This is a genomic window from Chelativorans intermedius (assembly GCF_025398255.1).
GTDB classification, from domain to species: domain Bacteria; phylum Pseudomonadota; class Alphaproteobacteria; order Rhizobiales; family Rhizobiaceae; genus Chelativorans; species Chelativorans intermedius.
The window spans coordinates 53,037-79,507 of the sequence record NZ_JAODNW010000022.1; the positions used below are offsets into that span (position 1 = coordinate 53,037).

The 26,471-nt window shown below is 64.5% G+C and carries 21 protein-coding genes; 1 reads left to right on the forward strand and 20 read right to left on the reverse strand.

Features of this window, described 5'->3' with window-relative positions; all coding sequences use genetic code 11:
- Positions 1 to 12 precede the first annotated feature (12 nt).
- From glgP to NYR58_RS16150, 20 genes are all read right to left on the reverse strand, one after another.
- Positions 13 to 1,707, reverse strand: a complete 1,695-nt coding sequence (gene glgP, locus NYR58_RS16055) for an alpha-glucan family phosphorylase (protein ID WP_261522129.1) — start codon at positions 1,705 to 1,707, stop codon at positions 13 to 15.
- A 2-nt stretch (positions 1,708 to 1,709) separates the two neighbouring features.
- Positions 1,710 to 2,765 (reverse strand): type II glyceraldehyde-3-phosphate dehydrogenase, encoded by a 1,056-nt coding sequence (locus NYR58_RS16060; protein WP_261522130.1) that lies wholly within the window; start codon positions 2,763 to 2,765, stop codon positions 1,710 to 1,712.
- 5 nt (positions 2,766 to 2,770) lie between these two features.
- A complete protein-coding gene (locus NYR58_RS16065) occupies positions 2,771 to 3,805 on the reverse strand; it encodes a hydroxyacid dehydrogenase (RefSeq protein WP_261522131.1) in 1,035 nt (344 codons plus the stop codon).
- Complete coding sequence (locus NYR58_RS16070) at positions 3,802 to 6,285, reverse strand: glycoside hydrolase family 65 protein (protein ID WP_261522132.1); 2,484 nt, start codon at positions 6,283 to 6,285, stop codon at positions 3,802 to 3,804. Before NYR58_RS16070 ends, NYR58_RS16065 begins: the two co-directional genes overlap by 4 nt.
- A complete protein-coding gene (gene otsB / locus NYR58_RS16075; RefSeq protein WP_261522133.1) occupies positions 6,278 to 7,879 on the reverse strand; it encodes a trehalose-phosphatase in 1,602 nt (533 codons plus the stop codon). Before otsB ends, NYR58_RS16070 begins: the two co-directional genes overlap by 8 nt.
- Positions 7,880 to 8,226: 347 nt before the next feature.
- On the reverse strand, positions 8,227 to 8,883 hold the full coding sequence (locus NYR58_RS16080; RefSeq protein WP_261522134.1) for a methyltransferase family protein: 657 nt from the start codon (positions 8,881 to 8,883) through the stop codon (positions 8,227 to 8,229).
- Positions 8,880 to 9,110 (reverse strand): DUF2933 domain-containing protein, encoded by a 231-nt coding sequence (locus tag NYR58_RS16085; RefSeq protein ID WP_261522135.1) that lies wholly within the window; start codon positions 9,108 to 9,110, stop codon positions 8,880 to 8,882. Before NYR58_RS16085 ends, NYR58_RS16080 begins: the two co-directional genes overlap by 4 nt.
- A gap of 17 nt (positions 9,111 to 9,127) precedes the next feature.
- Entirely contained in the window at positions 9,128 to 11,200 is a 2,073-nt protein-coding gene (locus NYR58_RS16090; protein ID WP_261522174.1) for a copper-translocating P-type ATPase, read from the reverse strand.
- Between the two features lies 1 nt (position 11,201).
- Complete coding sequence (locus NYR58_RS16095) at positions 11,202 to 12,137, reverse strand: ribose-phosphate diphosphokinase (protein ID WP_261522136.1); 936 nt, start codon at positions 12,135 to 12,137, stop codon at positions 11,202 to 11,204.
- Positions 12,134 to 13,642: a thymidine phosphorylase family protein gene (locus NYR58_RS16100; protein WP_261522137.1), complete on the reverse strand. Its 1,509-nt coding sequence runs from the start codon at positions 13,640 to 13,642 to the stop codon at positions 12,134 to 12,136. The genes NYR58_RS16095 and NYR58_RS16100 overlap by 4 nt, the downstream gene beginning before the upstream one ends.
- The gene (locus NYR58_RS16105) at positions 13,639 to 15,021 is read right to left on the reverse strand and encodes an MBL fold metallo-hydrolase (RefSeq protein ID WP_261522138.1); all 1,383 of its coding nucleotides are present in this window, start codon (positions 15,019 to 15,021) and stop codon (positions 13,639 to 13,641) included. The genes NYR58_RS16100 and NYR58_RS16105 overlap by 4 nt, the downstream gene beginning before the upstream one ends.
- Positions 15,018 to 15,383 carry a DUF5676 family membrane protein gene (locus NYR58_RS16110; protein WP_261522139.1) on the reverse strand — a complete coding sequence of 122 codons (366 nt, stop codon included), beginning with the start codon at positions 15,381 to 15,383 and terminating at the stop codon, positions 15,018 to 15,020. Before NYR58_RS16110 ends, NYR58_RS16105 begins: the two co-directional genes overlap by 4 nt.
- Positions 15,384 to 16,169: 786 nt before the next feature.
- Positions 16,170 to 17,429, reverse strand: coding sequence for an acetate/propionate family kinase (locus tag NYR58_RS16115; protein ID WP_261522140.1), 1,260 nt, complete (start codon positions 17,427 to 17,429; stop codon positions 16,170 to 16,172).
- Positions 17,426 to 19,819: a phosphoketolase family protein gene (locus NYR58_RS16120; RefSeq protein ID WP_261522141.1), complete on the reverse strand. Its 2,394-nt coding sequence runs from the start codon at positions 19,817 to 19,819 to the stop codon at positions 17,426 to 17,428. Before NYR58_RS16120 ends, NYR58_RS16115 begins: the two co-directional genes overlap by 4 nt.
- Positions 19,820 to 20,321: 502 nt before the next feature.
- Positions 20,322 to 20,783 carry a DUF411 domain-containing protein gene (locus NYR58_RS16125; RefSeq protein ID WP_378074642.1) on the reverse strand — a complete coding sequence of 154 codons (462 nt, stop codon included), beginning with the start codon at positions 20,781 to 20,783 and terminating at the stop codon, positions 20,322 to 20,324.
- A gap of 72 nt (positions 20,784 to 20,855) precedes the next feature.
- Complete coding sequence (locus NYR58_RS16130) at positions 20,856 to 21,296, reverse strand: Spy/CpxP family protein refolding chaperone (RefSeq protein ID WP_261522142.1); 441 nt, start codon at positions 21,294 to 21,296, stop codon at positions 20,856 to 20,858.
- Between the two features lie 214 nt (positions 21,297 to 21,510).
- Positions 21,511 to 21,693 carry a YncE family protein gene (locus NYR58_RS16135; protein WP_261522143.1) on the reverse strand — a complete coding sequence of 61 codons (183 nt, stop codon included), beginning with the start codon at positions 21,691 to 21,693 and terminating at the stop codon, positions 21,511 to 21,513.
- Entirely contained in the window at positions 21,690 to 22,661 is a 972-nt protein-coding gene (locus tag NYR58_RS16140; protein WP_261522144.1) for a YncE family protein, read from the reverse strand. Before NYR58_RS16140 ends, NYR58_RS16135 begins: the two co-directional genes overlap by 4 nt.
- Before the next feature lie 15 nt (positions 22,662 to 22,676).
- Positions 22,677 to 24,086: a multicopper oxidase family protein gene (locus tag NYR58_RS16145; protein WP_378074645.1), complete on the reverse strand. Its 1,410-nt coding sequence runs from the start codon at positions 24,084 to 24,086 to the stop codon at positions 22,677 to 22,679.
- 572 nt (positions 24,087 to 24,658) lie between these two features.
- Positions 24,659 to 24,931, reverse strand: a complete 273-nt coding sequence (locus NYR58_RS16150; protein WP_378074641.1) for a hypothetical protein — start codon at positions 24,929 to 24,931, stop codon at positions 24,659 to 24,661.
- A 403-nt stretch (positions 24,932 to 25,334) separates the two neighbouring features.
- On the opposite strand from NYR58_RS16150, the gene NYR58_RS16155 reads away from it, so the two are divergent.
- Positions 25,335 to 26,408 (forward strand): saccharopine dehydrogenase NADP-binding domain-containing protein, encoded by a 1,074-nt coding sequence (locus NYR58_RS16155; RefSeq protein WP_261522146.1) that lies wholly within the window; start codon positions 25,335 to 25,337, stop codon positions 26,406 to 26,408.
- Positions 26,409 to 26,471 lie beyond the last annotated feature (63 nt).

The following is a 26,471-nucleotide window of genomic DNA, read 5'->3' on the forward strand; positions in this document are numbered from 1 at the left end:
TCGCCGATGCCTTCACCGAAGGTAGGCCTCGCAGGCATAGCGGCGCATCATGCGCTGACTGTTGAACCGCGGAGCGATCTTGCTGATCGCCTGCTTCATCATCCAGGTCCAGCGAACGGGATCGTCGTACCAGAGCGGCAGGACCGCGCGCTCCAGCTTGTCGTAGAGCTCCTGCGCGTCGTCCTCGTGCCGGAGGTCGTTGCCGCCGACAGCCCACCCGGTGACGCCCTCGATGCAGGCCTCGATCCACCACCCGTCGAGAACGCTCAGGTTGAGCCCTCCGTTCACAGCCGCCTTCATACCGCTCGTCCCTGAGGCCTCCATCGGCGGCAGTGGCGTGTTGAGCCAGACGTCGGCGCCGGCGACCATGACCTTGGCTAGCGTCATGTCGTAGCCTGGCAGGAACGCTAGCGGCACCTCCCCTTGCATGTCGGCAGTCACGCGATGGATGTGTTGGATCAGCGCCTTGCCGCTTTCGTCCCTCGGGTGTGCCTTGCCCGCCATGACGAGTTGGAACGGCCGAGCACCGTGGATCGCCCGCAGCCGCGCGAGGTCGGCGAAGATGAGATCGGGTCGCTTGTAGCCCGTCATCCGGCGGGCGAAGGCAACAACCGGCAGGTCGGCGCGGAGCTCGACCCCGGTGCGGGCACGTACCTCGGCGACGAGATCCGCCTTCGCCGCGTCATGTGCGGCACGGATCTCGGCGTCGTCGAGCGTGTCGGCGATGGCAAGCTGCTCGGGGTCGTGACCCCAAGCCGGTGCGATCCGCTGGAACAGCGCCGCCATCGCCGGGTGCGTCCAGGTCGGAACATGGACGCCGTTCGTCACCGCCCGGATCGTGTAGCCCGGGAACATCTGCCGCGTCGTCTCGGCGTGGCGCAGCGCCACGCCATTGACGAAACCGCTGAGGTTGAGCGCGAGACGCGTCATATTGAGCCGGTCCTCGCCGCCAAGCAGGCGCAGCTGGCTGACCGGGATCAGCCGATCGAGCTGCCGCTCGACGAGGTCGTAGGCGAAGTGGTCGTGCCCTGCCTCGACCGGGGTGTGGGTAGTGAAGACGCAGACCTCGCGCACCCGGTCGTCATCGTAGTCGAGCACATCGCCCGTCGCAACGCGCCGCGTCCGGGGGTGCCGGCGCAGAAGCGCAGCAGTCAGCAGCGCCGCGTGGCCCTCGTTCATGTGATAGGTCTCGATCTCGAAGCCGAGCGCCTGCAGCAACATCTCCCCGCCGATGCCGAGCACGATCTCCTGCCTGAGCCGCCATGCATTGTCGCCGCCGTAGAGCCGGTCGGTGATGCCGCGGTCTTCGGGCGCGTTCTGCTCAAGCCGAGTGTCGAGCAGCAGCACCGGCACCGAATGGCCGACCGGACATGTCAGCACGTAGAGCCACGGCCTGATCCAGACCTGCCGGCCCTCGATCGGCACTGCGACCATCGCTCCGAGCGGCGTCGCCCATTCCGCCGGATCCCATGGATCGGAATGGTCGACCTGCCGACCCTCGGCATCGATCTCCTGGCGCAGGTAACCCTCGCGGCTGACGAGCGTCACGAACACCACCGGCACGTCGAGGTCGGCCGCCGAGCGTGCAGTGTCGCCGGCGAGGACGCCGAGGCCGCCTGAGTAGGTGTGGATATCGGGGCGCAGCGCTATCTCCATCGAAAAATAGGCGATGCGGGACCGCGCCAGGAACGGGTCGATGGCCGCCATGCTCAGCCCCGCCCCAGCGCTTTGGCCACCGTGCCGATTCCTAGGGAGCGGTTTGTCGCGGCGATCGAGCGTGCGGCGTCGCGTTCCCGCCCGGTCAGGGCGCGGATCGCATCGATGGTCTCGGGGATTACAATCGCTTGGTTGTCGACCATGTAAGCGTAAAAGAGCTCGTCACCCTCGACCTTCAGCATGTCGGCCCAAAGCGCCACCTCGTAGAGGTTGTCGTGCGGACGCCCGAGATCAGCCATCATCTCCTTGACCGCGTTGATCGCCGAAAGGCCATCGCCGATCTCGATCAGCGCGATCCGCGACGAGGCGCGGAAGGCCTCGAGCACTTCCTCCTTGCTCGCCTCGCGGGTCAGCTGGACCGTCCAGTAGTGCAGGTGCGCCAGCGTCTCGGGAACCTTGACCGCCATCGTGACGACGTCGAGCTCGGGGTCGACACTCTGCGCGTCGGGGCCTTGGTGGCTCGGAATCTCGGGCTCGGGGACTAGCGTGTTCATGATGCCGCCGAGATGGCTCTCCCACGGGTCTGTCGCCCGCCTGAGCAGTGTGCCGCGGGCGCGGCGCAGGAGGCCCGCCTGCTTCAGCGCCGACAGCGTGCGGACCGTCGATGTCGTGTTGCACGAGACGACGCGGGTGCAGTCCCGCCCGACGGCGCTTTGGTAGTTCGACTCGGCGACGAAGGAGTGGCCGGTCACTTCATGCTTTTCGCCACCCTGCAGGATGAACTTCGTCCCCCTTTGCCGATAGATCTCGACGTTTCTCGCGGCGACCTTCTTCGGCGTGCAGTCGACGATCACGTCAGCGGTCCCGAGCAGGTCGTCGAGGGTGCCGGAGAGATCGAGCCCTGCCTCCCTCATCGAAGCGCCCCGGTCCTCGGCGGAAGCGTAGAGGAGAAAGCCCTTGCGCGCCGCCATCCTGAGGCGCCAGTCGGCTGTGATGTCGGCGACACCGGCGATCTCCATGTCCTCCTGTGCCGCGACCGCATCGGCAACGCGCTTGCCGATGACGCCGTAGCCGTTCACCGCAACTCGGATCCTCGATTGTTCGGCCATGATGTTCACTCCTTGCTGTTCGGGTTGCTCACGACCGGCGCCACCACCAGGTTCTGCGGCCGGCCCTCGGCGAAGGCGCGGATGTTCTCGACCGTGGTCTCGGCGATCCGCTGGACCGCCTCGCGCGTGTTGAATGCGCTGTGCGGCGTGATGACCACGTTCCGCATGCGCAGAAGCACGTGGTTCGCGACGAGATTGCGGAGGTCGTGCTGCTCGCAGTAGATCGAGCAGATCAGCTCCGCCTCCTCGCGGATGAGCGGCTCGTCGGGTAATACGTCGAGACCGGCCGCCGCCACCTTGCCGCTGTTCAGCGCCTGGATCAGAGCCCGCGTGTCGATGAGGTCGCCCCGCGCGGTGTTGATCACGACGACACCGTCCTTCATCTTCGCGAAAGTGCGCGCCGACAGCATGTGCCGGGTCTCGGGCAGCGACGGCACGTTGAGGCTGATGACGTCGGCCTCGGCGTAGAGCGTGGGCAGGTCGGTGTAGTGGAACCCAAGCTCGGCCGCCAGCCGTGGCTCCGCGCGGACGTCGTGGGCGAGCACCCGCATCTGAAAGCCGCGTGCGATGCGGATGACGTGCTGGCCGATCCTTCCCGTGCCGATCACGCCCAGCGTCTTGCCGGCGAGGTCGAAGCCCTGCAGTCCCTCGGGCGAGAAGTGGCCGCGCTGCGCCCGCTCCATCGCCTCGGGCATGCGGTGGCTGATGGCGAGGAGCAAGGCGAACACGTGCTCGGCCACTGTGTTCTCGCCGTAGCTTGGGACGTTCGCCACCGCGATCCCGTGCAATGCACAGTAATCGATGTCGATGTGGTCGAATCCGGTCGAGCGGGTGGCGATCAGCCGCAGCAGCGGCATCTGCTCCAGCACGGTCCGATCGAGGCGAGAGAAGATGAAGGTCGAGACGATCTCGGCGTCCGCATGCGCTTGCGCAGTCTCGTGGTCGAGCGCACGCTCGACGTGAACGATCTGTTGGCCGTCCGTCAGGGGCTCAAAGGTAGCAATTTCGCGCGGCTCCGCCTCAAACAGAACGATCTTCATCGCAAGTCTCCCACGGCGTCGTTCTCCGCGTCGCTGGTGCGGCGCGGCTCTTCTTTCTTCGGGCGCCAGCCGTCTTCTGCCCGCTCGCAGCCGAAGCTCAGAGTCTCGCCAGCCCTGAACTGGTGCAGCTGGTCACGCACCCCGATGCGCTCGAAACCCGCCCAGCCGTACGGTGCCGAGACGGTGATCTCCTCGCAGCCCACATGCAGATGCAGCCAACTTCCGTGATGCAGGATCTTGAGGCGCAGCCCTTGCAGCTCGTTCGGCAGGCAAGGCGTGAGCCAGAGGACGCCGTCCCGCAGCTCAAGTCCGGTCTGTGCGCGCTGCACCAGATCGACCGTCCCCGCCATGGCGCCGAGATGGATGCCCTCGGCGGTGGTGCCGCCCTGGATGTCGGAGACGTCGCTCTCGAGCGCATCGTGCAGGAGTTGCCACGATCGCGCTCGGTTGCGCCGCGCCAGAACCCAAGAATGGACGACCCGGCTCAGCGTCGAGCCGTGCGACGTGCGCGCGAGGTAGTAGTCAACTGTTGCGGGAATCACCTCGGGGCTGAAGTCGTAGCTAAGCGACCCAAGGAGCTCGCGGAGCTCGTCCGAGGAGAATAGGTAGAAAAGCATTAGCACGTCGGCCTGCTTCGAGGCTTTGTAGCGGTTCACGCTGTCGCCCTCGGCCTCGAGGATCCGGTCGAGGCGCTGGATGTCGCCGTACTTCTCGCGGTAGGCATCCCAGTCGAGTTCGGCGAGCTCGTCGTAGCCGTCGAACTGCGCGATGATCCCGTTATCGAGGAACGGGACGTGCAGGCGCCGGCTAATCTCGTCCCAGCGCGCCCGCTCGTCGTCGCCGATCTCTAGCATCCGCTCGAGTTCGCGGCGTCGCTCTGGTTGGACGAGGTCCAGCACCTCTGCGGCGCGGCGCAGGACCCACGCGGCCATGACATTGGTGTAAGCGTTATTGTCGAGGCCCGGCTCGTCGCGCCAGGGATAGGCGTCGTGGAACTCGTCGGGGCCCATCACGCCGGCGATCCCGTAGCGCCCGAGCGGCTCGTCCCAGGTGGCGACGCTGGCCCAGAAGCGAGCGATCTCGATCAGCATCTCGGCGCCGTGCCGGTCCAGGAAGGTTCGGTCGCCAGTCGCCTGCCAATGGCGCCATACATTGAGCGCAATCGCGGCACTGACATGGCGCTGACGGTTCGAGTTGTCGGGCGTCCAGCGCCCCGAGCGGGGATTGAGGTGCAGCACCTGGCTCTCCTCCCGGCCGCTCGACCCGCTCTGCCAAGGGAACATGGCGCCTTCGTGCCCGGCCTCCCGGGCGAGCCGCCGCGCCTCGGGCAGGCGGCGGTAGCGGTAGAGTAGGAGCGCCCGCGAGATGCTGGGAAAATGCGCGTCGAGATAAGGCAGGATGAAGAGCTCGTCCCAGAAGATGTGTCCGCGATAGGCCTCGCCGTGCAGCCCGCGAGCCGGCACCCCGGCGTCGAGATCCACGGTATTCGGCGATACTGTCTGCAGCAGGTGAAAGATGTGCAAGCGCAAGAGCACCTGCGTGCGCGGGTGCCGCTCGACCACGATGTCGCCGCGGTCCCAGAGCGCCTTCCAAGCGAGCGCGTGCGAGGCGAGAAGCCCGGCGAAGTCTTCGGCCATGACGACCGCCTGCACCGCCGCCTCGGTCGGCTCGGAGATCGCCCGGTCGCGGCTGGTGTAGAGTGCGACGATCTTTTCCACCGTCAAACTCTGCCCCCGCCCAATGGGGCAGGCGAGCGTGTGCGTCGCGCGGCCCTTCTCGTGAGCGGACTCCCGCGCCACCTCGACTGGTGATCCGTCGCGGAAGACGCGGGTGCGGCCCGCCTCGGCAATCCGAATGTGCGACTGGTTCGTCTCGGCGACCAGCAGCATTGCGTCCTCGCCCAGGTCGCAGACCTCGAGCGGTGCCAGGTGGTTGCTGCTGAGCTGCCGGTAGCGCTCTACGCCGGCGTTGATAACGCGGCCATTGATCGCCGAGCGGACTTCGACGGCGCCGGACCAGTTCTCAGCCGTGAGCGTCATCTCAATCGCGGCGAGGTTCTGGTGACGCATGTGTACGAGGCGTCGCGAGGTGACCGAGGTCTCGCGTCCCAATTCGTCACGCACCCGCATGCGCCGCTGCAGCAAGCCTAGGCGGATGTCGAGCTCCTGTGTGTAGGACAGGACTTCCATACGCGACAGGTTCAGCCACTCGCCGCCCTGGGCCCGGAAGCTCAACGGCAGCCAGTTCGGTAGGTTGACGAGATCCTCATTTTCGATGCGGCGCCCGGCAAGCTCCGTCACGCGGCGGTTGTAGCCGCAAGTGAGATAGGTGCCTGGGTAGTGGACGCCATCGGCCTCCGTCTCTTCGGCCGCGCCACGCGTCGCGAAGTAGCCGTTTCCGAGCGTACACAGTGCCTCGCGCACCCCCTCCTGCGCCGGATCGAAGCCTTCGTAGACGAGCTTCCAGCCGCTGTCAGACATGGCCGCGCTCCTTCAGGACAGTAGTGAGATCTTCCAAAAAGCGCTGGACGTCGGCGGGGCGGTCGAGCACGTAACGGGCGGCGGTTTCACGTGCCGGGCACCCGACCAGGATGCCGACGCCGCGCTGGGTCAGCACCGCGAAGGCGTCCTCGTCGGTCGTGTCGTCGCCGACATAGAACGGCACGACGTCAGCTTCATCGAGCTCGAGCGCCTCCAGCACCCACAGCACGGCCTTCCCCTTGTCCCAGTCGAAGCGGGGACGGAGCTCGAAGACCTTCTTACCGAAGGTCTTGCGCAAGTCGGCAAATTCGGCGAGGACCCGGTCAACGGCGTCCTCGACCGTCGGCACCTCATCTTCAGCGACCTGCCGATAGTGGACGGCGATGGCGAACCGCTTGGGCTCGACGAGCGCACCCTCGACCCCCGCAAGGACCTTGCCGAGGCGCTCGGCCGCCTCGCGGACCGCCGCCGCAAAGCCCGCGCCTTCCTCGTGTTGCACCTTGAGGCCGCGCGGACCGGAGATGTCGAAGCCGTGGCTGCCGGCATAGACGAGCTCATTGAGCCCGACCAGCCTCTCCACGTCGGCGCGGTCACGGCCCGAGATGATTCCGACCATGCAGCGCCGGGCGAGCGCCTTGACGGCGGCGCGCGTGCCCTCGGACAGGATCGCCTCGTCCGGCCGCGCGACGATCGGCGTGAGGGTGCCGTCGTAGTCGAGAAAAACGGCTGCGCGCTTTCCATCCAGAAGCCGGCCGATCTCGCCGGGCCGATCAAGGATCCGGGGAACGGCATGCACGGACTGGCACGGGGCCGTCGGTCGTGTTCGGATGTGCAGCCCGGCGAGGTCCGACACCACGAGGTCGGCGCCACTCCTCCGGAGCTCCGCCGCCTGGCTGGAGCGGTCGACGCCGACGACCAAGGCGAACCCGCCGGCTCGGCCGGCCTGGACGCCACTGATCGCATCCTCAATGACCATAGCCCTGTCCGGTTCAGCGCCGAGACGCTCGGCGGCGACGAGGAAGAGGTCGGGTCGCGGCTTGCCTTTCAGGCCAAGCCGCGCAGCGTCGTTGCCGTCGATGCAGACGTCGAACAGGTCGGCGAGGCCGCCCGCGTCCAGCACGGCGCGGGCGTTCCGGCTCGAGGACACGAGCGCCGTCTTGACGCCGCGGTCGCGAAGCCGCCGGATCAGCGCCACTGTGCTCTCGAAGACTTCGACGCCGTCCTGTTTCAAGCTGTCGCGGAAGTACCGGTTCTTCCTGTTGCCGAGCCCGCAGACGGTCTCCTGGTCGGGCGGGTCGGACGGATCGCCGCGGGGCAGCGCGATGCCGCGCGACTCCAGGAAGCTCGCCACGCCGTCGTAGCGCGGCTTGCCGTCGACGTATCGCCGATAGTCCTTGTCGATGTCGAAAGGTTGGAACGGCTCTCCGGTTTCATCGGCCCGCCGTCCCAGGTACTCGTCGAAGAGCCGCTTCCACGAAGCGGCGTGCACCCGGGCGGTCCGGGTCACAACGCCGTCGAGATCGAAGACCGCGGCGTCGAAGTCCTGGATGCGCAGCCCGGCATCGTCACAATAGGAACATTCCGTGTCGCTCATCGTGCCGTTCTCCTTTCATCTGCGGGACGCACCGCAAACACCCGCCCTCCGCGCTCACCCCGCCTGCGCCTTGCGTCCTCCGCTTTCCGCCGCCGCGACCTCGCGCTGCGCGATTGAGGGGGACCATCTCGCCGAGCGAGGCGTTCTTACCGCCGACGCGCGCGACGTCGTTCAGCGTAAGCTCATCAAACCAAGCGACCTGCTTTCCGTCGCTTCTCATCGCCGCCTCCTTGTTGGGTTCATCAGTGATGGTCATTTCTCGATGCAGAACCTATGGCCAATGGTGGCCCCACATGCGAAGTCGACACGAGCGGAGCGGTCACCTGCCTTCGTTGGTGAACCGCCGCTCATCGCGGCACCTCACCCGCTTGACCGGTCAAACGGGGCACGAATGCCGGCACGCGACGGGCATACTGCTCGTAGGCGTTAGCAAACTGGGCGAGCGCCTCGCGCTCCTCTTGGCGGGCCAGGTGGACATACATCCATACCAGCACCGGGAACATCGCGAGAGTGAGCAGCGTCGGCCACTGGAAGAGGAAGCCGAGCATAACCAGCACGAAGCCCACATACTGCGGATGGCGGATACGGGCGTAGGGACCCGTGGTGGCGAGCTCATTGCGTTGTTGCGCAACGTAAAGCACACGCCAGGCTGTCGAGATCAGGATGAAGCCGCCGCCAATTAGCAAAAAGCTCAACAGATGAAACGGCCCGAAATGCGGGTTGGCCTTCCAACCGAAGAGCATCTCAAGCAAATGCCCGGCATCATGCGAGAACCAGTCGATGCTCGGAAACCGGCTCTGGAGCCATCCGGAGAGGAAATAGAGCGTCAGCGGAAAGCCGTACATCTCAGTGAAAAGCGCAACGATGAAGGCGCTGAAGGCGCCAAAGGAGCGCCAGTCGTGTGCCGTCTTCGGCTTGAAGAAGCTGAAGGCGAACAGGATGAAGACCGCAGAGTTGACGATCACCAGGACCCAGAGGCCGTAAGCCGAGGCGGTCTCGTTCATTTGCTGCCTCCATTCCCATGGCCGCCATGCCCACCGTGCATGAAGAGGTGCACGAGGACACATGCTGCCAGCAAAAGCCCAATGCCCAGATTGCCTGCGAACAGATGGACGCGGTGCTCGTATGCAAGTAGCAGCGCAGCGACGGCGAGGAACACAAGAAGGGTGATGCCCGTCCGCGATTTCCAGAAGCTGCCGCCCTGCGGCTCATGATTGTGGTGTTCGGTCATTCTGATCCCTCCAACGATCAGCTTTCGGCGAGGCCGAGGGCGGCGATGTCCTTTCGGCGGCGCTCGAGAAGCTTGGCGTTGATCGCGACGACGACAGTGCTCGCCGACATCAGCGCGGCGCCGACGGCCGGGGTCAGAACGATGCCCCAGGCATAGGCGACACCGGCAGCGAGCGGGATCGCCACCACGTTGTAGCCGGCCCCAAGCACGAAGTTCTCGATCATCTTGCGGTAGGTCGCGCGCGACAGCGCCAGGATGGCGGTCACGTCGCGCGGATCATTGCGGACGAGCACGATGTCGGCCGACTGTACCGCCACGTCGGTCCCTGCACCGATGGCGATACCGCAATCCGCCTGCACCAGCGCCGGGGCGTCGTTGACGCCGTCACCGACCATAGCCACGGACTTGCCGCGGCTTTGCACCTCGCGCACCTTCTCCGCCTTCTGGTCGGGCAGGACCTCGGCGAAGTAATCGTCGAGGCCGAGCTCGGCGGCGACGCTCTTTGCCACCGCCCGGGCATCGCCGGTCAGCATCATGCACTCGATGCCCATCTCCTTGAGCTTCCTCACCGCTTCGCGCGACTCCTTGCGGACGATGTCGGCCAGCGCGATAGCGCCGACCAGTGCGTCATCGACGAGGACATAGACCACCGTCTTGCCTTGCTCGTTGGCGCGCTCGACATCGGTGCTCTCAACGCCGATGTCACGGCGGCGCAGGTAGCCAGGGCTGACCACCTTGACGTCCCGTCCGTCGACGACAGCCTCGGTGCCTTCGCCGGTCAGGTTGCGAAAATCCCGAACTGGCTTGGGCCGGATGCCCTTCTCCTCGGCTGAACGAATCACACCACGGGCAATCGGGTGCTCGGACTGGCTCTCAATCGCAGCAGCCCAGGCCAGCACCTCGTCGGCCCCCATGTCGCCGAGAGGAATAACGTCTGCGACGCCGAACCGGCCCTCAGTCAACGTTCCTGTCTTGTCGAATATTACCGCGTCGAGGTTGCGCGCCCGTTCGAAGCTCGCCCGCTCCCGGATCAGCAGGCCACTCGTGGCGCTGAGTCGGGTGCTGACCGCGACGACCAGCGGCACTGCCAGGCCGAGAGCATGCGGGCAGGCGATGACCAGCACTGTAACGGCGCGCGCGATCGCAAACTCGATGGGAGCGCCGAGGGAGAGCCAGACGACAAGCGTGACCGTCCCGATCACGATTGCCGTGTAGGTCAGGATATTTGCCCCGGTGTCGGCCAGGTTCTGGCTGCGCGAGCGGGACTCCTGCGCACGACGCACCATTTCGATGACCTGCGCGAGGTAGGTCTCGCTCCCTGTCTTGCGGATCTCGATGGTGATTGCGCCCTCGCCGTTTACGGCGCCGCCGATCACCTCGTCGCCCTCGTTCCGCTCGACGGGCTTCGATTCCCCCGTCAACATGGATTCGTCGAGGCTGGTGCGGCCCTCGACGATCACGCCGTCGGTGGGCACCTTGGCGCCTGGTCGGACCAGCACCCGGTCGCCGGCCACGAGCTCGGTGACCTGCACCTCCTCGGTGCTACCGTCGGGCCGGAGCCGGTCCGCCGTCGCGGGCATGAGCTTGACTAGCGCCTCGAGCGCGGCCGAAGCGCCCATGACAGAGCGCATCTCGATCCAGTGCCCGAGCAGCATCACGTCGATCAGCGTCGCGAGCTCCCAGAAGAACGGCTCGCCGGCAAGGCCGAAGACGGTGGCGGTCGAGTAGAGGTAGGCGACGCTGATCGCCATCGAGATCAGCGTCATCATGCCGGTCTGCCGCTTCCTGATCTCCCCGACGAAGCCTTTCAGGAAGGGCCAACCGCCATAGAAGAAGACGACCGACGACAGTGCGAACAAGACAAACCGGGATCCGGCGAAGCGAAGAGCCTCGCCGAGCCCCAGGAAGTCCTGGATCATCGGCGACAGCAGCAGGATCGGAACCGTGAGGACCAGCGATACCCAGAAGCGACGCTTGAAGTCGGCGATCATTGCGCCGTGGTCGTGCCCGCCCTCCGCGTGCCCTGTGTGATCCTGCGTCGTGGCGGCGTGATCATGCTTACCGCTGGCGTGATGTTCCTGGCCCTTCATGTCACTCACTCTTTTCTTTCCTCGATGCATCTTGGAGACTGCCCGTTCCCATCACGGTAACGTCAAGCTCGGAGATCGCACGGGCGATCAGACCTGCGGTACCGATGCAATTCGTGGGGTGCGGGACTGTGTCCGTGGTCACGATACGCAGAGCCCCCGCGGCCGAGAGGTCTTCGAAGGCGCTGCCTGCGAAAATACCGTGGATGATCAGGCAAACCGGTCGGCGCATGCCCGCCGCGACAAGCCGCTCGATTGCACGAACCATCGTTCGGCCGGACGATGCGATGTCGTCGAGGATCACAGGCGTGCCTTGAAGGAGCGCCACACTCTCGGGCACACTGATCTCGACTGTCCGGTCGCCGGTGCGGCGCTTTGTCAGCACCTCGTACGGCCGGTCAGCCAGTTGCGCCACCTCGCCCACCCATTGTTGGCTTTCACTGTCGGGGCCGAGCAGCACCGCATCCGGCGCATTCTCCCGAATCCAGTCCGCCAGGAGGGGAGCCGTCGCCACACGCAATGCAGGAACCGGAAACACGTCCTCCAGCCGTGCGATGCGGTGCAGGTGCGGATCCACTGTAACAAGCCAGTCGAAGCTTTCGCCGAGGAAACCCGCGAAGAGCGGCGCGCTGACGGTCTGACCCGCAAGGAATCGCCGGTCCTGCCGCATGTAGCCGAGATAAGGCGCAACCAGCCCGACGCGCTTAGCGCCCAATTCCCGCGCCGTGAGCGCAGCGAATCGCAGGGGAAGCGCCAGCCGGTCGGGATCGCGCAGGGTTGCAACGAAGGCGACATCGGCGCCGGACAGCCCCTCGGGTAGAGTCACAAGGCTCTCGCCATCAGGAAAGTGGTGCCAGTCGACCGGACACGACTCTACGCCTAGGTGCTCCGCGATTTCGTCGGTAAGCGATGCCATTTCGGGGAACGGAATGAGAATCATCGCGACTCCTCCGTGACAACGAGCGCGTCTTCGTGGCGTTCCGCATAGGTACGCGCCCACTCCGCCTCGCCCGACGTGGCGGCGTGGATCTCGTAAAGCGGCTGACCTTTCGACACCCGATCACCAAGCCGCACGCCGAGGCGTACACCGGCTGTCTTCTGCCGGGGCGCTCCGGCGAGCTTCGCGATCCGGGCGATCACCCGGTTGTCGATGGCGGAAACGGTCCCTTCCGACGACGCGCGGATCTCGATCCTCTGCGGGGCCTCGTCCGGCTCGCGAAAGCCGCCTTGTGCCGCGCAGATCGCCAGGAACTTAGTCTCCGCCGCGCCACCATCGAGAAGCGCTTCCGCCCTGGCGCGGCCGCTCCCAGCCACGGCCCCCGGGGCGAGGTCCAGAAGCTGGCCGGCAAGATCGAGCGCCCGCGCCCGCAGGTCCGGCGGCGCATTCGCCTCGCGCCTGAGCACCGCCAGAACGTCAGCCGCTTCCAGGGCCGGGCCGATGCCGCGTCCGACGGGGGCCGTCCCGTCGCTGAGATGAATCGCCAGACGAAGGCCGATCGCCTCGCCGACATGCCGGAGCCGGGCCGATAGCGCGGCCCCGGCCTCGGGCGAGCGTACCTTGGCCGTGGGCCCCACCGGCATGTCAATCAGGACGTGGCTGGCGCCCGCTGCGGCCTTCTTGGACAGGACGCTCGCCACGAGCTGGCCGGTCGAGTCGAAATCGAGCGGTCGCTCGATCCGGATGAAGTGATCGTCGGCCGGGCTGAGGTTCAGCGCCCCGCCCCAGATCACGCAGCCGCCTTCGGCCTCGACGACCCGGCGCAGATCTCGTTCGTCGAGCCTGACCGGCGCCATGACTTCCATGGTATCGGCGGTTCCCGCGGGTGAGGTGATCGCGCGGCTCGACGTTTTGGGAATCGTCTCCCCCGCAGCCGCAACGATCGCCACGACCAGCGGCGTAGTACGGTTGCCGGGCAGTCCGCCGACGCAGTGCTTGTCGAGTATGACCCGGCCGCCCCAGTCGAGCGTCTCGCCTGCCGCCTGCATTGCCTGGGTAAGGGCCACGGTCTCGGTCGCATTCAGCCGGTCGCCCGCGCAGGCGGTGATGAACGCGGCGAGATCGAGGTCGGAGAGCCGGTTGTCGAGCGTGTCGCCAACGATCGCCGCGAAGTCCGGTCGGGTCAGCCTTGCGCCATAGGCCTTGGCCCGGATGCTCGATGTCGATGCGGGCGGCTCGGGATGGGAGAAGCGCGCGACATCGCCGGTCTGCGCGGCAAGCGCCGACCAGGCGGAGGCTGAAAGCGCCGCCTTGTCGATGTCCAGCCACCCGCCGCGTTCCACCACGTTCAGCGTGGCGATGACCCATCGATTGCGCAGGTCAATGCGGACTGGAGTCTGTGCCGCGAAGCCTTCGGCGCGGCAGATATGGCAATCCTCGTGCATGTACACGACCGGCTGGCGATATGTATCGATGCCCGCCGGAAAGAGTTTAAGCGTGTCGGTCATCGCGGGCGATCCAGATGCACGGTTTCCAGATGATCGGGCACGCGAACTGACCGCCCGAGCTCATGAGCCACCCGCCCGCGAAGCGTGTCGGAAGCCGTGGGCTCTCCGTGGGTCAGGTAAGTCATGCGCGGCGCGGGTCCAGCGCCCATCCAGCGCAGGATCTCGTCGGCGTCGGCGTGTCCGGAGAAGGTGTGAAGCTGCACGACCTCGGCTTCGATCGGGAACTCGCGCCCGAACATACGCAGCCTGCGCACGCCATCCATCAACGCTGCGCCACGGGTCCCGCCGGCCTGGAAACCGGAAAGCAGAATCGCGTTGCGCCGATCGCCCCCGAAGCTCGCCAGGTGATGCAGAATGCGCCCGCCAGTCAGCATGCCGCTCGCCGATACGATGATCATCGGACCCCGCCTCGTGTTCAGCTCCTTCGAGTCCTCGACAGAGTTGACGCGTTGGGCGATCTGGAACATCGCGATGCAGTCTTCACGGCTCACATGATGCTCGTCGTGATGTCGATGGTAGATATCGGTGGCATCGATCGACATGGGAGAATTCAGATAGACGGGAACCTGGGGAATCTCTTGCCGCGCCATCAGGCGTGCGATGTGCAGCATGAGCCCCTGAGCCCGGCCGACGGCGAAAGCCGGGATCAGCACCGTGCCCCCGCGGGAAAACACCCGCTTCAGGACTGGCGCCAGTTCCGCCTCGGGGTCGGTCGGGGAATGGCTGCGATTGCCGTAGGTGGACTCGCAGACAAGCACGTCTGCGCCGGAGAAGGGCTCGGGCGCCCGCATCAGCGGATCCGGGTCGTGCCCCAGGTCACCACTGAAATGCACGATGGTCTCTCCGATCTCCAGCCGAATCTGCGCCGCGCCGAGGAGATGGCCGGCAGGAATGAATGTCACGGCGATGCCGTCGCCGAGGTCGATCCGGCGGCCGAAAGCGAACGCGTCGAGCCGCGTCAACGCTGCTTCGGCGTCCCTCAGCGTATAGAGCGGCGTTGGGTTCCGATGCTTGGAGTACCCCTTGCGGGCCGCATAGCGCGCCTCTTCCTCCTGCAGGTGCCCGCTGTCGGGCAGGATCAGACCGCAGAGTTCGCGCGTCGCTTCCGTGCAGAGCACCCGTCCGTTGAATCCTGCCCGGATCAGGGCCGGCAAATAGCCGGAGTGGTCAAGATGGGCATGGGTCAGAAGCACCGTGTCGATCATGCTCGGACGGACTGGAAACGGCTTCCGATTGCGGTCGCGCAGGGTCTTGAACCCTTGGAAGAGGCCGCAGTCGACGAGAATGCGCCGATGGCCCGCTTCGACCAAATAGCGTGAACCGGTGACAGTACCGGCGGCGCCGAGAAAGCGCAGAGTGGGTCGGGCAAGGCGCGTCATGCCTCCCTCCGCCGGTTGGTGAGCGCATTGAACAGACCGCCAAATATCAGGGCGACGTACCAGCCATAGAGAAAGCTCTCAATCGCGCCGATCGCGAAGCTGCCTGGTGTCAGCCAGACAAACCCCGGCAACAGGCCCGACCAGGTCTCGTACATCGCATACTGCGGCAGGACGAGATCGAAGATCACGCAGACCACGAATGTCAGCGCCAGAAACAGGCTGAGCGCCCAACCAAAGGGAATAATGGGAACCCGCACCGCACCTGCAACGCCAGACCGGCCCATGACGCAGGCGCCGCATGCAAACCGCAGTGCGAGGAAGACGAGCACCGCGATCAACGCGAAATAGATGATTGCAATCATTTCATGTCTCCTTTCTGACTCGGCGGCATCGAAGGCGGAACGTCGATCCTCCTGACTTGAAAGCTCCTCGGCGGCCGGAGCCGCACCCGTTCGCATTCTTGGCGGAGTCTAACTTGATTGAGGTGGCCGCATCCGTCGCGAACGCCTGCCCCACGACGGCAAGGCCATGAAGCGCCGCAGGACTTCCGCCTTGTCAGTTGCCGAAGTAATGGATGCGAGCCCTCAAGGGCATCGCGGGCGACGCAGTGTCAGGCGCGCCGCGGAGGGCGGAACAATCGGGACGACGGGCTCGCCCTCGTGATGTGATCCTCGGTGGGCATGACCGCACCGCCCAACGCGAATAGGATCTGCGTACCAGCAGGCTGGGACGACAACGCTGGACACCCCAGTCCGCTGCCGCAATGCATGGCCGCGCATGCAGCACTCTGGTGGTCAATGGGGGCGGGAGTGACGCCACCGGAATCCGTGAGGACGGCCTGTTCCGCATGGCCGTCACATGGCCCTTGGCTCGCCTCGGCGACGTTGCCAACGAGCATAGCCATCACCACGACGATCACCGCTAGGGCGTAACCCCTCGGCTGATCAACGATCATGCTGCTGATTTTACGTAGGCGAATGCTCATCATTTAAATGATACCACAAGGTCACATTGTATTCTTGATTCGGATCAATCTGGGATAAAGCCCCTTTGAAGGGCAAAAGCTTGCGGGAGCGGGTTCCCACCGCACGCGGACGGTGTTGATAGAAGCGGATCCGCGTACGCTGCTGAGATCACGTCTTCTGCCTTTATTCACCGCATTCACCGCCTTGTGTGTCTGCCGCAGGCGAAACTGCGTGCTCGCCGACGGTGTCGAGCAGCGCAAGGACCTCCCGCGCGACCACCAGTTCTTCGTCCGTCGGTAGGACAAGGACATCCACGGGTGAGCCGGACAATCCGATCGCATGATTCCCCACGACGTTGAGGTCATCATCGATCCGCACGCCCAGCCACTCGGCAGCCCTGCCAATCCTCTCCCGGATCTTGGGCGAGTTCTCCCCGACGCCGGCGGTGAACACCAACGTGTCCAGACCGCCTAAGGCGGCCGCGAGAGACCCGATTTCCCGCGCCGCGCGGTAAACGAAGAAATCGACGGCTTGACGGGCAGCGGAGCTGTCCGTCTCCAATAACTGCCGCATGTCGCCGGTGATTCCCGAGATGCCCAGAAGTCCGGACTCTTGGTACAGCAGCCTGCTCACGTCTTCCGGCGGCATGCCGCGTTCCTGCAGCAGATACAGCACGACCCCGGGATCGAGTGCGCCGCAGCGTGTGCTCATCACTAGCCCGTCGAGAGGAGAGAAGCCCATCGTCGTCGCGATGCTTTTGCCATCGCGCATTGCACAAAGGCTGGCTCCGCTGCCGAGATGCGCCACGATGACTCGCCCGCCTGAGGCAGGCCCATAGCGCTCGCGCAGCAACGAGGCCATATAGACATAGGACAGGCCGTGGAAGCCATAGGACTGGATTCCGGAAACGGTGAGGTCTCGCGGCAGACCATAGGTTTTCGCCTCATATGGCCGCGAAGCGTGAAACGCGGTGTCGAAGCACCCGACCTGTACCGCCTCCGGGAAAAGGCGAGCTGCCACTTCGACGATCTCTAAGTTCTGCGGAAGGTGTATGGGCGCCAGCGGGGCCAAGGCGCGAAGTTTCTCCAGCATGGGCTTGTCGAGGATCGTTGGAGCCGTGAACTCACGGCCGCCATGCACGATCCTGTGTCCAACAGCGCAGACGGCATCGGCGCGATCCACTCCGCGTATTTCGGCGGCAAGGATCTCGGCCGCGGTCCGGATGCGGATTGGACCTTTTCCAAGGCTTCGTTCCCGCACCCTTTCTCCAGTACCCGCAATGATCTTGAGGCGAGGGTTCTCATCCAGCGACGAGACTGTGCCTCTAAGGACCAGCGGTAGGTCCTGGCGTCCCTCGTAGAGAGCAAACTTCAGACTGGACGAGCCTGCATTCAACGTCAGGATTGTCGGTGTCGGCGCGGGAACCTTGGGATGCCAGCTCACGCGGTGGTCCACTTCCAGTCGCGGACCTCTGGCATGTCCTCCCCGCGAGCCCTGATGTAATCGTGATGCTGCAGCAGTCTTTCCTGCATCATCTGCTTCAGGTGTGCGCCGCGTGACTTTGCCGCCTGTGTGCGATCGAGGACGCTCAACACCAGATGGTAGCGGTCCAGCCCGTTGAGGACCGTCATGTCAAACGGTGTCGTTGTGGTACCTTCCTCGTTGAAGCCTCGGACGTGGAAGTTCGCATGGTTCGTCCTTCGATAGGTCAGCCTGTGGATCGTCCACGGGTAGCCGTGATAGGCAAAGATGACGGGCTTATCGGTCGTAAACAGCGCATCGAACTCGCGGTCCGGGAGGCCGTGCGGATGGACCTCACGCGGCTGCAGCGTCATCAGGTCGACCACGTTGATTACCCGCACATTGAGCGCTGGCATGTGCTCTCTCAGGATCTGCACCGCGGCAAGCGTCTCGACTGTGGGCACGTCTCCGGCGCATGTCATCACCACGTCCGGTTCCCCCGAGCCGCGGCTCGACGCCCACTCCCAGATACCGACCCCGGCCTCGCAATGCGCTCTGGCCTGGTCCAGAGACAGCCACTGCCACGAGGGCGCTTTTCCGGCGACGATGATGTTGATGCGGTCCCAGGTCCGCAGCACGTGGTCGGTGACGCAAAGCAGCGTGTTGGCGTCCGGCGGGAAATAGACCCGCACGATGTCCGCCTTCTTATTGAGTGCGACGTCGACGAATCCCGGATCCTGGTGGCTGAAGCCGTTGTGGTCCTGCTGCCAGACATGGCTGGTCAGGAGATAGTTGAGCGAGGAGACGGGCCGCCGCCAGGGTATGTCGCGGGATGCGTCCAGCCATTTGGCGTGCTGGTTGAACATCGAATCCACGATGTGGATGAAGGCCTCGTAGCAGGAAAACAGCCCGTGCCGTCCGGTGAGCAGGTATCCCTCGAGCCACCCCTGGCAGGTATGCTCCGATAGGATCTCCAGCACTCGTCCATCCGGGCCCAGATGCGTGTCCTCGGGCAGCACCTCCTCCATCCATGCGCGATCGGTCACATCGAACACATCCTGCAGCCTGTTGGAGGCGGTCTCGTCCGGGCCGACAATGCGGAAGTTGCGTGCAGCCTCGTTGGCCTGCATGACAGCGCACAGGAAGCCACCCATCACCCGCGTGGCTTCCGCCTTCGTCTCGCCAAACTGCCGGATCTCGATGGCATGCGGTGCGAGTTCGGGCATGACCAGCGTTTTGCGCAGAATTCCTCCGTTCGCATGAGGGTTGCCGCTCATACGCCGCGTTCCGACCGGCGTTGTGGCCAGTATTTCGGCGATAGGACTGCCGTCTTCCTGAAAAAGTTCCTCTGGCCGGTAGCTCTGGAGCCATTCCTCGAGCAGCTTCAAGTGGTCGGGGTCTGCCGCGAGACCTGCGAGCGGCACCTGGTGTGATCGCCAGAAGCCTTCCGTCTTCTGACCGTCCACTTCCTTCGGCCCGGTCCAGCCCTTCGGGCTCCTCAGCACGATCATCGGCCAGCGAGGGCGTCCCTTCTGGCCTCTGCCTCCGCCACCGCGAGCTTCAAGCTGGATGGCGCGGATTCTCTGAACGGCTTCGTCCAGAACCGACGCCATCCGCTCGTGCATCACCGCAGGTTCGTCGCCTTCCACGAAGAGCGGAGCATGACCGTAACCGATCAGGAGGGACGCAAGCTCGTTCTCGGGCATGCGGGCCAGCACGGTGGGATTGGCGATCTTGTAGCCGTTGAGATGCAGGATCGGCAGCACTACGCCGTCTTCCTTCGCGTTGAGGAACTTGTTCGAGTGCCATGCCGCGGCGAGCGGCCCGGTTTCTGCCTCGCCGTCGCCGATCACGCAGGCGACGATCAGGTCCGGGTTGTCGAAGGCGGCTCCGTAGGCGTGCGACAGCGCATATCCGAGTTCGCCGCCCTCGTTAATCGATCCGGGAACTTCGGGTGCCGCATGGCTGGGAATGCCTCCGGGAAACGAAAACTGGCGGAAGAGCTTCCGTAAGCCTGCCTCATCGAGAGATATGTCCGGATTCAGCTCGCTGTAAGTGCCTTCGAGGTAGGTGTTCGCCACCATCGCGGGCCCGCCGTGGCCCGGCCCGCAGATGTAGATTATGCTGGCATCCCGCTGCCGGATGACCCTGTTGAGATGGCTATAGATGAAATTGAGGCCGGGCGACGTGCCCCAGTGCCCGAGCAGCCGGGGCTTGACGTGCTCGAGCCTCAGTGGCTCGCGCAGGAGCGGATTGTCGAGCAGGTATATCTGTCCGACGGTGAGATAGTTCGCGGCGCGCCAGTACGCGTCAATTCCCCGGAGTTCTTCAGTCGCGAGGCTCGCGGGAGTCGTCTGCGGCTTGCTTGTCATTCTTGTTCTCCTCGTGGCGTTCCGCCGCGCATTAGCGGCTCTGCGGCGGTGTGGGTGCGAAGATGTCGCACGGCGTCGCCCGCCATGCGGCGAGCGCACCATCTGGCGTAGTGGCCCCCAAACCAGCCAGCCGAGCGTGCGTGGCCCAAATCCTTGCGGCAGGACGTAGCCGATGAACACGGCCAGCAGTGACGACATAGATCGAGACACTGTTTTGAAATCCATCCTGTGGCGCTAGACGATCCGCAGAGTCGGCTCGCCGATTGAAGGGATTCCGAGAAAGCTTCCCGCAAACCCGAACGTCGAGCCGACGGACCGCGTTCCATGCGTATCCGTGTGAACTCCATCCTCGAGCTCAACATGGCCGCGGAAGGCTGTTCCACGTGCGCAGAGAGATTCCGATGGTCGTCCAGGCAACCGAACACGACATCATCCGAAGCGCTGACGGTGAGCGTGGGCTCAGCGGAATAGGCGAAATCCGGCATCGGCCTAGCGCTGGTTGCTAGCCCTGGTTGCCCGATCTGTAGAACACTGAAGGCGAACCGGAGGCGTCGCGCGGAACGGCATAGACTTCGTAGGTGGCCGCGGGATCGTCTCCCATGCCGAGCGATCCCTGCGGCATCCCGGGGACCGCGATGCCGGCTATGGACGGGCGTTCGGCCAGCAACTTGGATACAGCCTCCAAGGGAACATGCCCCTCGAGGAAGTATCCTTCGACGACCGCGACGTGGCAGCCTTCCATCTCTGATGGAACCCCGGTCTGGTTCCGGACTTGCGAGAGGTTTTCAAGATCAACCGTCGTCACCTGGTATCCAGCCCTTTTCACGGCCTCAGCCCACATGTGGCAGCAGCCGCACCACGGGGTTTTATAAACGGTGACGTCCTCTCCCGCCGCGGTCGCTGCGGCCGTCAACGACAGAAGGAATGCCAAGGCGGAGAGGAGGGGTCTTTTGTAGCTTGTCACTGGAGTCTCACTTCTTTGCTTATTGGTTGCGGGAAGCATCCCGGTTGCGGCATCCGTCGCCAGGAGTGGGCGCTACATCATTCCCATCGGCGCGGGGACGAGCAGCATGTCCGCCTTGTCCTTCTGCGCCGCGTCAAGGGCCGCGTAGAAAGGCGCCAGCGCTGCATTCAGGCGGCGCAAGGATTCCAGGCGGGCGGATAATACCGTTACCTGTGCTTCGATCCTTTCCGGTGCCGTCGAGCCTTCTGGCCCCATCGGCATACCACCGCCCTGCATCCCGGACATTGTCTCGCCGGCGACCCCCGCATTTGCACGGATGGCTTCGGCAAGCGCATCCCAAAGCGCCTGCTGCGCGTCCGTCACCTTCAGTTCCGTCCGCAGAAAGGCTATGCGCCCTTCTACATGCTCGGGCGACATCATCCGGTCCATCATGCCGCCGCCGGTCATGCCCGACATCATCCCAGCATGGCGCTCCATCATTTCCTGCATCATCTTCATCATGTCGCCGCCCATCATGCCTCCTGGCATGGCGGCCTGCGCCTCTGGAGCGGGGCTTGCCGCCGGAGCCTCCGTGGTCTCCGGATGGTGTGCCTCTTCGGCGAGGGCTGGCACTGTGGAAAGCAGCAGAGCTGCGGCAAAGGCGTTTTTTGCAATCGTGTACATGGCTGTACTCCATTGAGGTTGGGAGATGAGCCCTGGGCGGCGCGGGTGCCGCCCTGGGCATGGTTCATTGCGCCTGGAAAGTGATTCCATTCGGCCCCGTGCCGACGGCATGGGTGCGGACGACGGACTGGGTGGCGACGGAAATCTCGGAAACAGTGCCGTCGAGGATGTTGGTGACGAAGACGTACAGACCGTCGTCGCTCACGGTTACGCCGTGCGCACCCTTTCCGGTCCGGATCGTCTTCATGACAGCCCGCCTACCACGTCGATAACGGAAACCGTTTCGTCCGGCTCGGCTTCCGTGCCCTGGTTGGCCACGTAGACGAACCGCCCGTCAGGAGTCGCGTGCACCTGGATCGGGGAACTCCCGACAACTATGCGGGCCGTGACCTGCCGCGTCGCCGTATCGATGATGGCCAACTTGTTCTCATCCCTAAGGGAAACATAGACCTGCTTTCCGTCCGGCGTGAATCCGACCTGAACCGGAGTCTCGCCGACCTCGATCCTGTCGATCTCCTCGAGGGAGGCGGCATCGATCACGGAAACGGTTCCGCCTTCGACGTTCGCGACATAGATCGTGCCGCCGTCGGGGCTCATCCGCAGGCCGTGCGGATATTCGCCGGTAGCGATTTCCTTGATGACCTCGCCCCTCGCCAAATCGACAACGGATACGGTATCGTCGCCGGAATTGGTGACGAACGCGCGTTCGCCCACAGGGTCCGCAATCACGTGGGCGGGATGCGAGTTGACTTCGACCGACGCCACAGGACCGGTGGCAATCCTCCCCGCCTCCATCACGATCAGCACGCCGCCCGCTTCTGCGTTTCCATGGCCTCCACCTCCATGGGAGTCGGTCCCGTGGGTGTCGTCAGCTTCGGCGTGCCCACGGTCCGTCTCCGCCCGCATAGGCGTACCGACCGCAAGAACCATGTTCTTTCCAGAAACGAACCGCACGTTGTGCGGCGTTGCGCCAACCGGAAAGGTGTCGACCTTCGCCGAGGCGAGGTCGATGCGGCTGACAGAATTCCCATGCTCGTCGGCCGTGTAGACAACGCCGACTGTCGCAGTTTCTGCACGCGCCTGTACGGCGGCGCCGACCAGCAGCGCGATCGCCGGAATGGTGAACAAGGCCAGAGCCAGAGCCCGCTGCCGGGTGGAACACTGCAAGGCGACTGCTACCGCCGACCTCCGGCGTATCGGATGGATATTCCTCATCTTTTTCTCCTGAACTCAGTCGACATACTCGACGACGGTCATCATGCCGGCCGCCATGTGGTAGAGGTGGTGGCAGTGGAAGGCCCATTCTCCGGGATTGTCCGCGTCGAAGGCGATCCTCACCGCACGGTGAGGCGGCACCCAGACCGTGTCGCGCTTTGCGCCCGCAATCCTCTGGCCGTCGATCTCCACGACCTGGAAGTGGTGCCCGTGAAGGTGCATTGGATGGCCCATCATGCTGTCGTTGCGCATGAGCACCTCGACCCGTTCCCCGTGTCCCACCTCGATGACGTCGTGCGATCCCCAGGCGCGGCCGTTCAACGTCCAGCTATAACCGGCCATCGAGCCGCCGAGGATGACAGCCTTGCTGCGGGCGCTCTCCTGAGGAATGAGAGGAGCCGTCGCGCGCAGCTTCGCCTCGAACGCCAGATCGAGCACTTCAGTCGCAATGTCGGCGGTCTGGGCGAGGCGTCGGACCGCGCCTTTCGCCGTGGCAAGGACGAAGCCGGTTCGCTCGACCGTGCCCTCCCGCAAAGCGAGGATCGGCCACGCCCCTTCCTCGTCCGGGATGCGAAGGCGGATGTCGATGCGCTGGCCCATGCCGATTGGTAAGCGCCGGCCCTTCACCGGATCGACCGGATTGCCGTCCACGGCGATGGCTTCGCCTTCCAGGCTTCCGGTGTCGATCCAGAAGGCAGTGGCCGTCGCGCCGTTGATCAGCCGCAGCCTGACTGTTCCGTTTCGCTCGACGCGGAACACCTCCGGGTCGTCAAGCGTGCGGTCGTTTGCGAGATAGGCGTCGTATTCGATATCGTTCACGTCCGTGGCCATACCCGACATCTGGGGCATGCCATGGCCCATGCCGTGACCGCCCATGCCGGTAGTTCCCGTCAGCCCGGCGAACAGTTCCTCAGGCGTCTTGAAACTGAAATCGTGGAAGAGGACGACGACCGGCTGCTCATCCAGCGCGGCTTCCGCCGGGTCGTTGACGATCAGCGGCGCCGCAAGCAATTGCTGCTCCTGCAGCGTGTGGGCGTGCATCCAGTGCGTGCCCGGCGTCGCGAGCGGGAAGCGGTAGTCGTAGGCCGCGCCAGGCTTAAGCAGCGGCTGGGGCAAGTCGGGCACGCCGTCCTGCCCGTATGGCGGCGTCAGTCCGTGCCAATGGATCAGAGTCGGCTGATCGAGGGCGTTCTCCAAGCGGACAGCGAAGTCCCCACCGGCGTCGACCATGAGGCCACGTGTTCCGTCGGACTGCTGGAGGCCCATGACGGTTGCAGCGCGACCGCCGACCTCGATGACACGGCTCTGCGCGCGAAGTGTGACGGGGGACTGCGCGAACGCGTTGCCCCCGCCCGGAACGAGCGATGGGATGACGCCGGCCGCAAGGACTGCGCCGGTTGATGCCAGGAACTGGCGGCGTGAAATGATCTGCATCTGTGACTCTCTGGTTCGTTGGCCGACATGGCCGTTGGCGACGAAGCACGCGAACCGGAAGAGCCGCGCGCTCAGGCGTGCGCGGAGAGCCTTGGGGGACGGAACTGCATATCCGGGCTGTTCCCCCGGAATGCCGAAGATGGAAGAATGATGTGCTGCGGCGCCCGTTCTGGCGCGTGAAACGCATTTGCGGAAACCAGAACACCTGCTCCGCAACCCGTTGACATGACACAGCAGCCGTCCCGCTCAGCCGAAGGCCCGTGACCTTCGCACGGAGGTTCGTCGGCCTGTGCCGTCACCGCGATGTGAACGTCGCCGGCGGGCTCAAAGGCACTTCCATGTGAGTTCGCAAAGAACGACGCCGAAAGCGCCATGACAAGCGCCACAAGAAAGAGTAGCCGGAGAGGCGCATGCAGCCAGCAACGCACCCGTGAGGCGGCGGCATATCGCCTTGCTGGCTGCGTTCTCACCCTTGCTGCTCCTCTTTTCGAGAATAAAACCGGTTTGCATCATTAGCCGACAAGTCGCGGCGGGAATTTGTCCTGGATCAAACCAAAGTTCGCTCATGCGGCCTTGCAGTAGAAACGCAGCAGCTGTGCGTCGATTGCCACGATAATGGTACTTTTTGACATCAAAACGGCGCCGACCGCCGGCCTCATAAGAAAGCCGGTGCCGAATGTGATGCCGGCGGCCATCGGTATCGCAATCGCGTTGTAGCCGGTTTCCCAGATCAGGTTTTGTGCCATCTTGCGGTACGTCGCGCGGGTCGCTGCGCACCAAGACAACATCGGCCGATCTGACGGCCACGTCGGTACCTGCGCCGATTTCCACGCCAAGGTAGGGCTCCCCCAGCGTCGGCGCATCCTCACGTTATCGCCTTTCCCTGATGGGCGATCTGGCAGGGCTGACGATCATGAGAGGCCGAACCGATATCGGGCATGATCTGCATCAATGAATGCCGAAACTCATCTCGCATAGACTATTAGGTGCAAGCTTTGGTGATCGCATCACCGACGAAGGGAAATCGGCAAAAGGTTGGCTGCGGCGAGGTTCATTCACGAGATGGGAGCGGTGGTATACGAGACAGCCGCAACAACAGGGAGCAAACATCGATGATGGACGGATTTGGAGGCATGTGGTTCGGCGGTGGGATCGGAATGGTTCTGATCCTTTTGCTGGTGATCCTGGCGATTGTCGCACTTGTCAAATACCTGCGCAGCTAAGTGCCGCGGAGGCGTTGTGTCCCGCTCAGGTGAAATCTGGCTGCTCGGCGGCTATGGCGATGTGGGCGTCAGGACGGCACGTAGGCTTAGCGACATGCAGGATCGGCCGATCGTTCTCGCCGGCCGCAGCGGGCGCGAGGCTGAAGCCGCCGCAAGTCAGCTTGGCCGGGACGTGAGTGGAGCGGCTGTCGACGCAACTGATCCCGCGGCACACGGGGCGGTTGCCGATGCGGCCGCTGTGATCAATCTCACAGAAAGCACACCGCACGCGCTTGCCGCGGCTGTCGTCAAGGCAGGCGGGGTCTTTCTCGATACCTCTGCGTCCCCGGGCTATCTGAAAGGGCTGGAGGCGCATCTTTCCGGACGCGGAATGCCGGGGCTCGCAGTGCTGAGCGTGGGATTGTCGCCAGGGCTGACCAACATCATGGCCGCAAGGCTGAAGTCGGAGTGTCCCGACATCGAGGCAATCGATCTTTGCCTCGAAATTGGCCTTGGGCAACATCACGGGCGGGCGGCGACCGTATGGTTTCTCGAAAACGCCGGCGGGCGCTATCCCTATATCTCGGACGGATCGGTCGTCGAGGCGAGGCCTGGTCAGCTGAGAAGGCGTTTCGACGTGGGCGGCAAGGCAGGCGGCGTGTTGGCGCTCGGCTACGGCTTCAGCGATCAAATGACCATTGGCGAAAGTCTGCGCCTGCGAACATCGAGAAGCTTCGTTGCGCTGGACCCACCCTGGATGACGCGAGTGCTGTCATTGCTGTTGAGACTCCAGTTGGGTGAGATCATTTCAGGAAATGCCGACGCGCTGGCGAGGTCGATGCTGAAGGGACCAGCATTGGGCAAGGTGGGGACGCGTGTCGTTGGCGAAGGGTTTGACCGGTCGGGAAATCTGCGGGGCCGGATCGAGCTGGCATCTGGTGACCAGGCGGAAATCACGGCATTGATGGCAGCGGTCACTACCTTGTCAGCGCTCGATTCCACGCTTGGCGGGGTCATTCATTCAGACGCGATTGTGACCTTTGATGAGGTAGCTCGCCTTCTCACGGCTAATCTTCCCGAAACTAGGATGGTGGCGAGCTTCGACACGTGAGGTCTCCTCCCGGCGCGGCAGTTCGCGGGGCACAAAGCGGAGCGGGGGATTTCAGGTCAGCTT

Excerpts from the sequence above, each read along its gene's own strand:
- NYR58_RS16070 (WP_261522132.1), bottom strand. The coding sequence starts at position 6,285 with ATGTCTGACAGCGGCTGGAAGCTCGTCTACGAAGGCTTCGATCCGGCG.
- NYR58_RS16065 (WP_261522131.1), bottom strand. The coding sequence starts at position 3,805 with ATGAAGATCGTTCTGTTTGAGGCGGAGCCGCGCGAAATTGCTACCTTT.
- NYR58_RS16130 (WP_261522142.1), bottom strand. The coding sequence starts at position 21,296 with ATGGGCGGCGACATGATGAAGATGATGCAGGAAATGATGGAGCGCCAT.
- NYR58_RS16140 (WP_261522144.1), bottom strand. The coding sequence starts at position 22,661 with ATGAGGAATATCCATCCGATACGCCGGAGGTCGGCGGTAGCAGTCGCC.
- NYR58_RS16060 (WP_261522130.1), bottom strand. The coding sequence starts at position 2,765 with ATGGCCGAACAATCGAGGATCCGAGTTGCGGTGAACGGCTACGGCGTC.
- otsB (WP_261522133.1), bottom strand. The coding sequence starts at position 7,879 with ATGAGCGACACGGAATGTTCCTATTGTGACGATGCCGGGCTGCGCATC.
- NYR58_RS16085 (WP_261522135.1), bottom strand. The coding sequence starts at position 9,110 with ATGACCGAACACCACAATCATGAGCCGCAGGGCGGCAGCTTCTGGAAA.
- NYR58_RS16095 (WP_261522136.1), bottom strand. The coding sequence starts at position 12,137 with ATGATTCTCATTCCGTTCCCCGAAATGGCATCGCTTACCGACGAAATC.
- NYR58_RS16105 (WP_261522138.1), bottom strand. The coding sequence starts at position 15,021 with ATGACGCGCCTTGCCCGACCCACTCTGCGCTTTCTCGGCGCCGCCGGT.
- NYR58_RS16120 (WP_261522141.1), bottom strand. The coding sequence starts at position 19,819 with ATGACAAGCAAGCCGCAGACGACTCCCGCGAGCCTCGCGACTGAAGAA.
- NYR58_RS16080 (WP_261522134.1), bottom strand. The coding sequence starts at position 8,883 with ATGAACGAGACCGCCTCGGCTTACGGCCTCTGGGTCCTGGTGATCGTC.
- NYR58_RS16090 (WP_261522174.1), bottom strand. The coding sequence starts at position 11,200 with ATGAAGGGCCAGGAACATCACGCCAGCGGTAAGCATGATCACGCCGCC.
- NYR58_RS16110 (WP_261522139.1), bottom strand. The coding sequence starts at position 15,383 with ATGATTGCAATCATCTATTTCGCGTTGATCGCGGTGCTCGTCTTCCTC.
- NYR58_RS16100 (WP_261522137.1), bottom strand. The coding sequence starts at position 13,642 with ATGACCGACACGCTTAAACTCTTTCCGGCGGGCATCGATACATATCGC.
- NYR58_RS16135 (WP_261522143.1), bottom strand. The coding sequence starts at position 21,693 with ATGAAGACGATCCGGACCGGAAAGGGTGCGCACGGCGTAACCGTGAGC.
- glgP (WP_261522129.1), bottom strand. The coding sequence starts at position 1,707 with ATGGCGGCCATCGACCCGTTCCTGGCGCGGTCCCGCATCGCCTATTTT.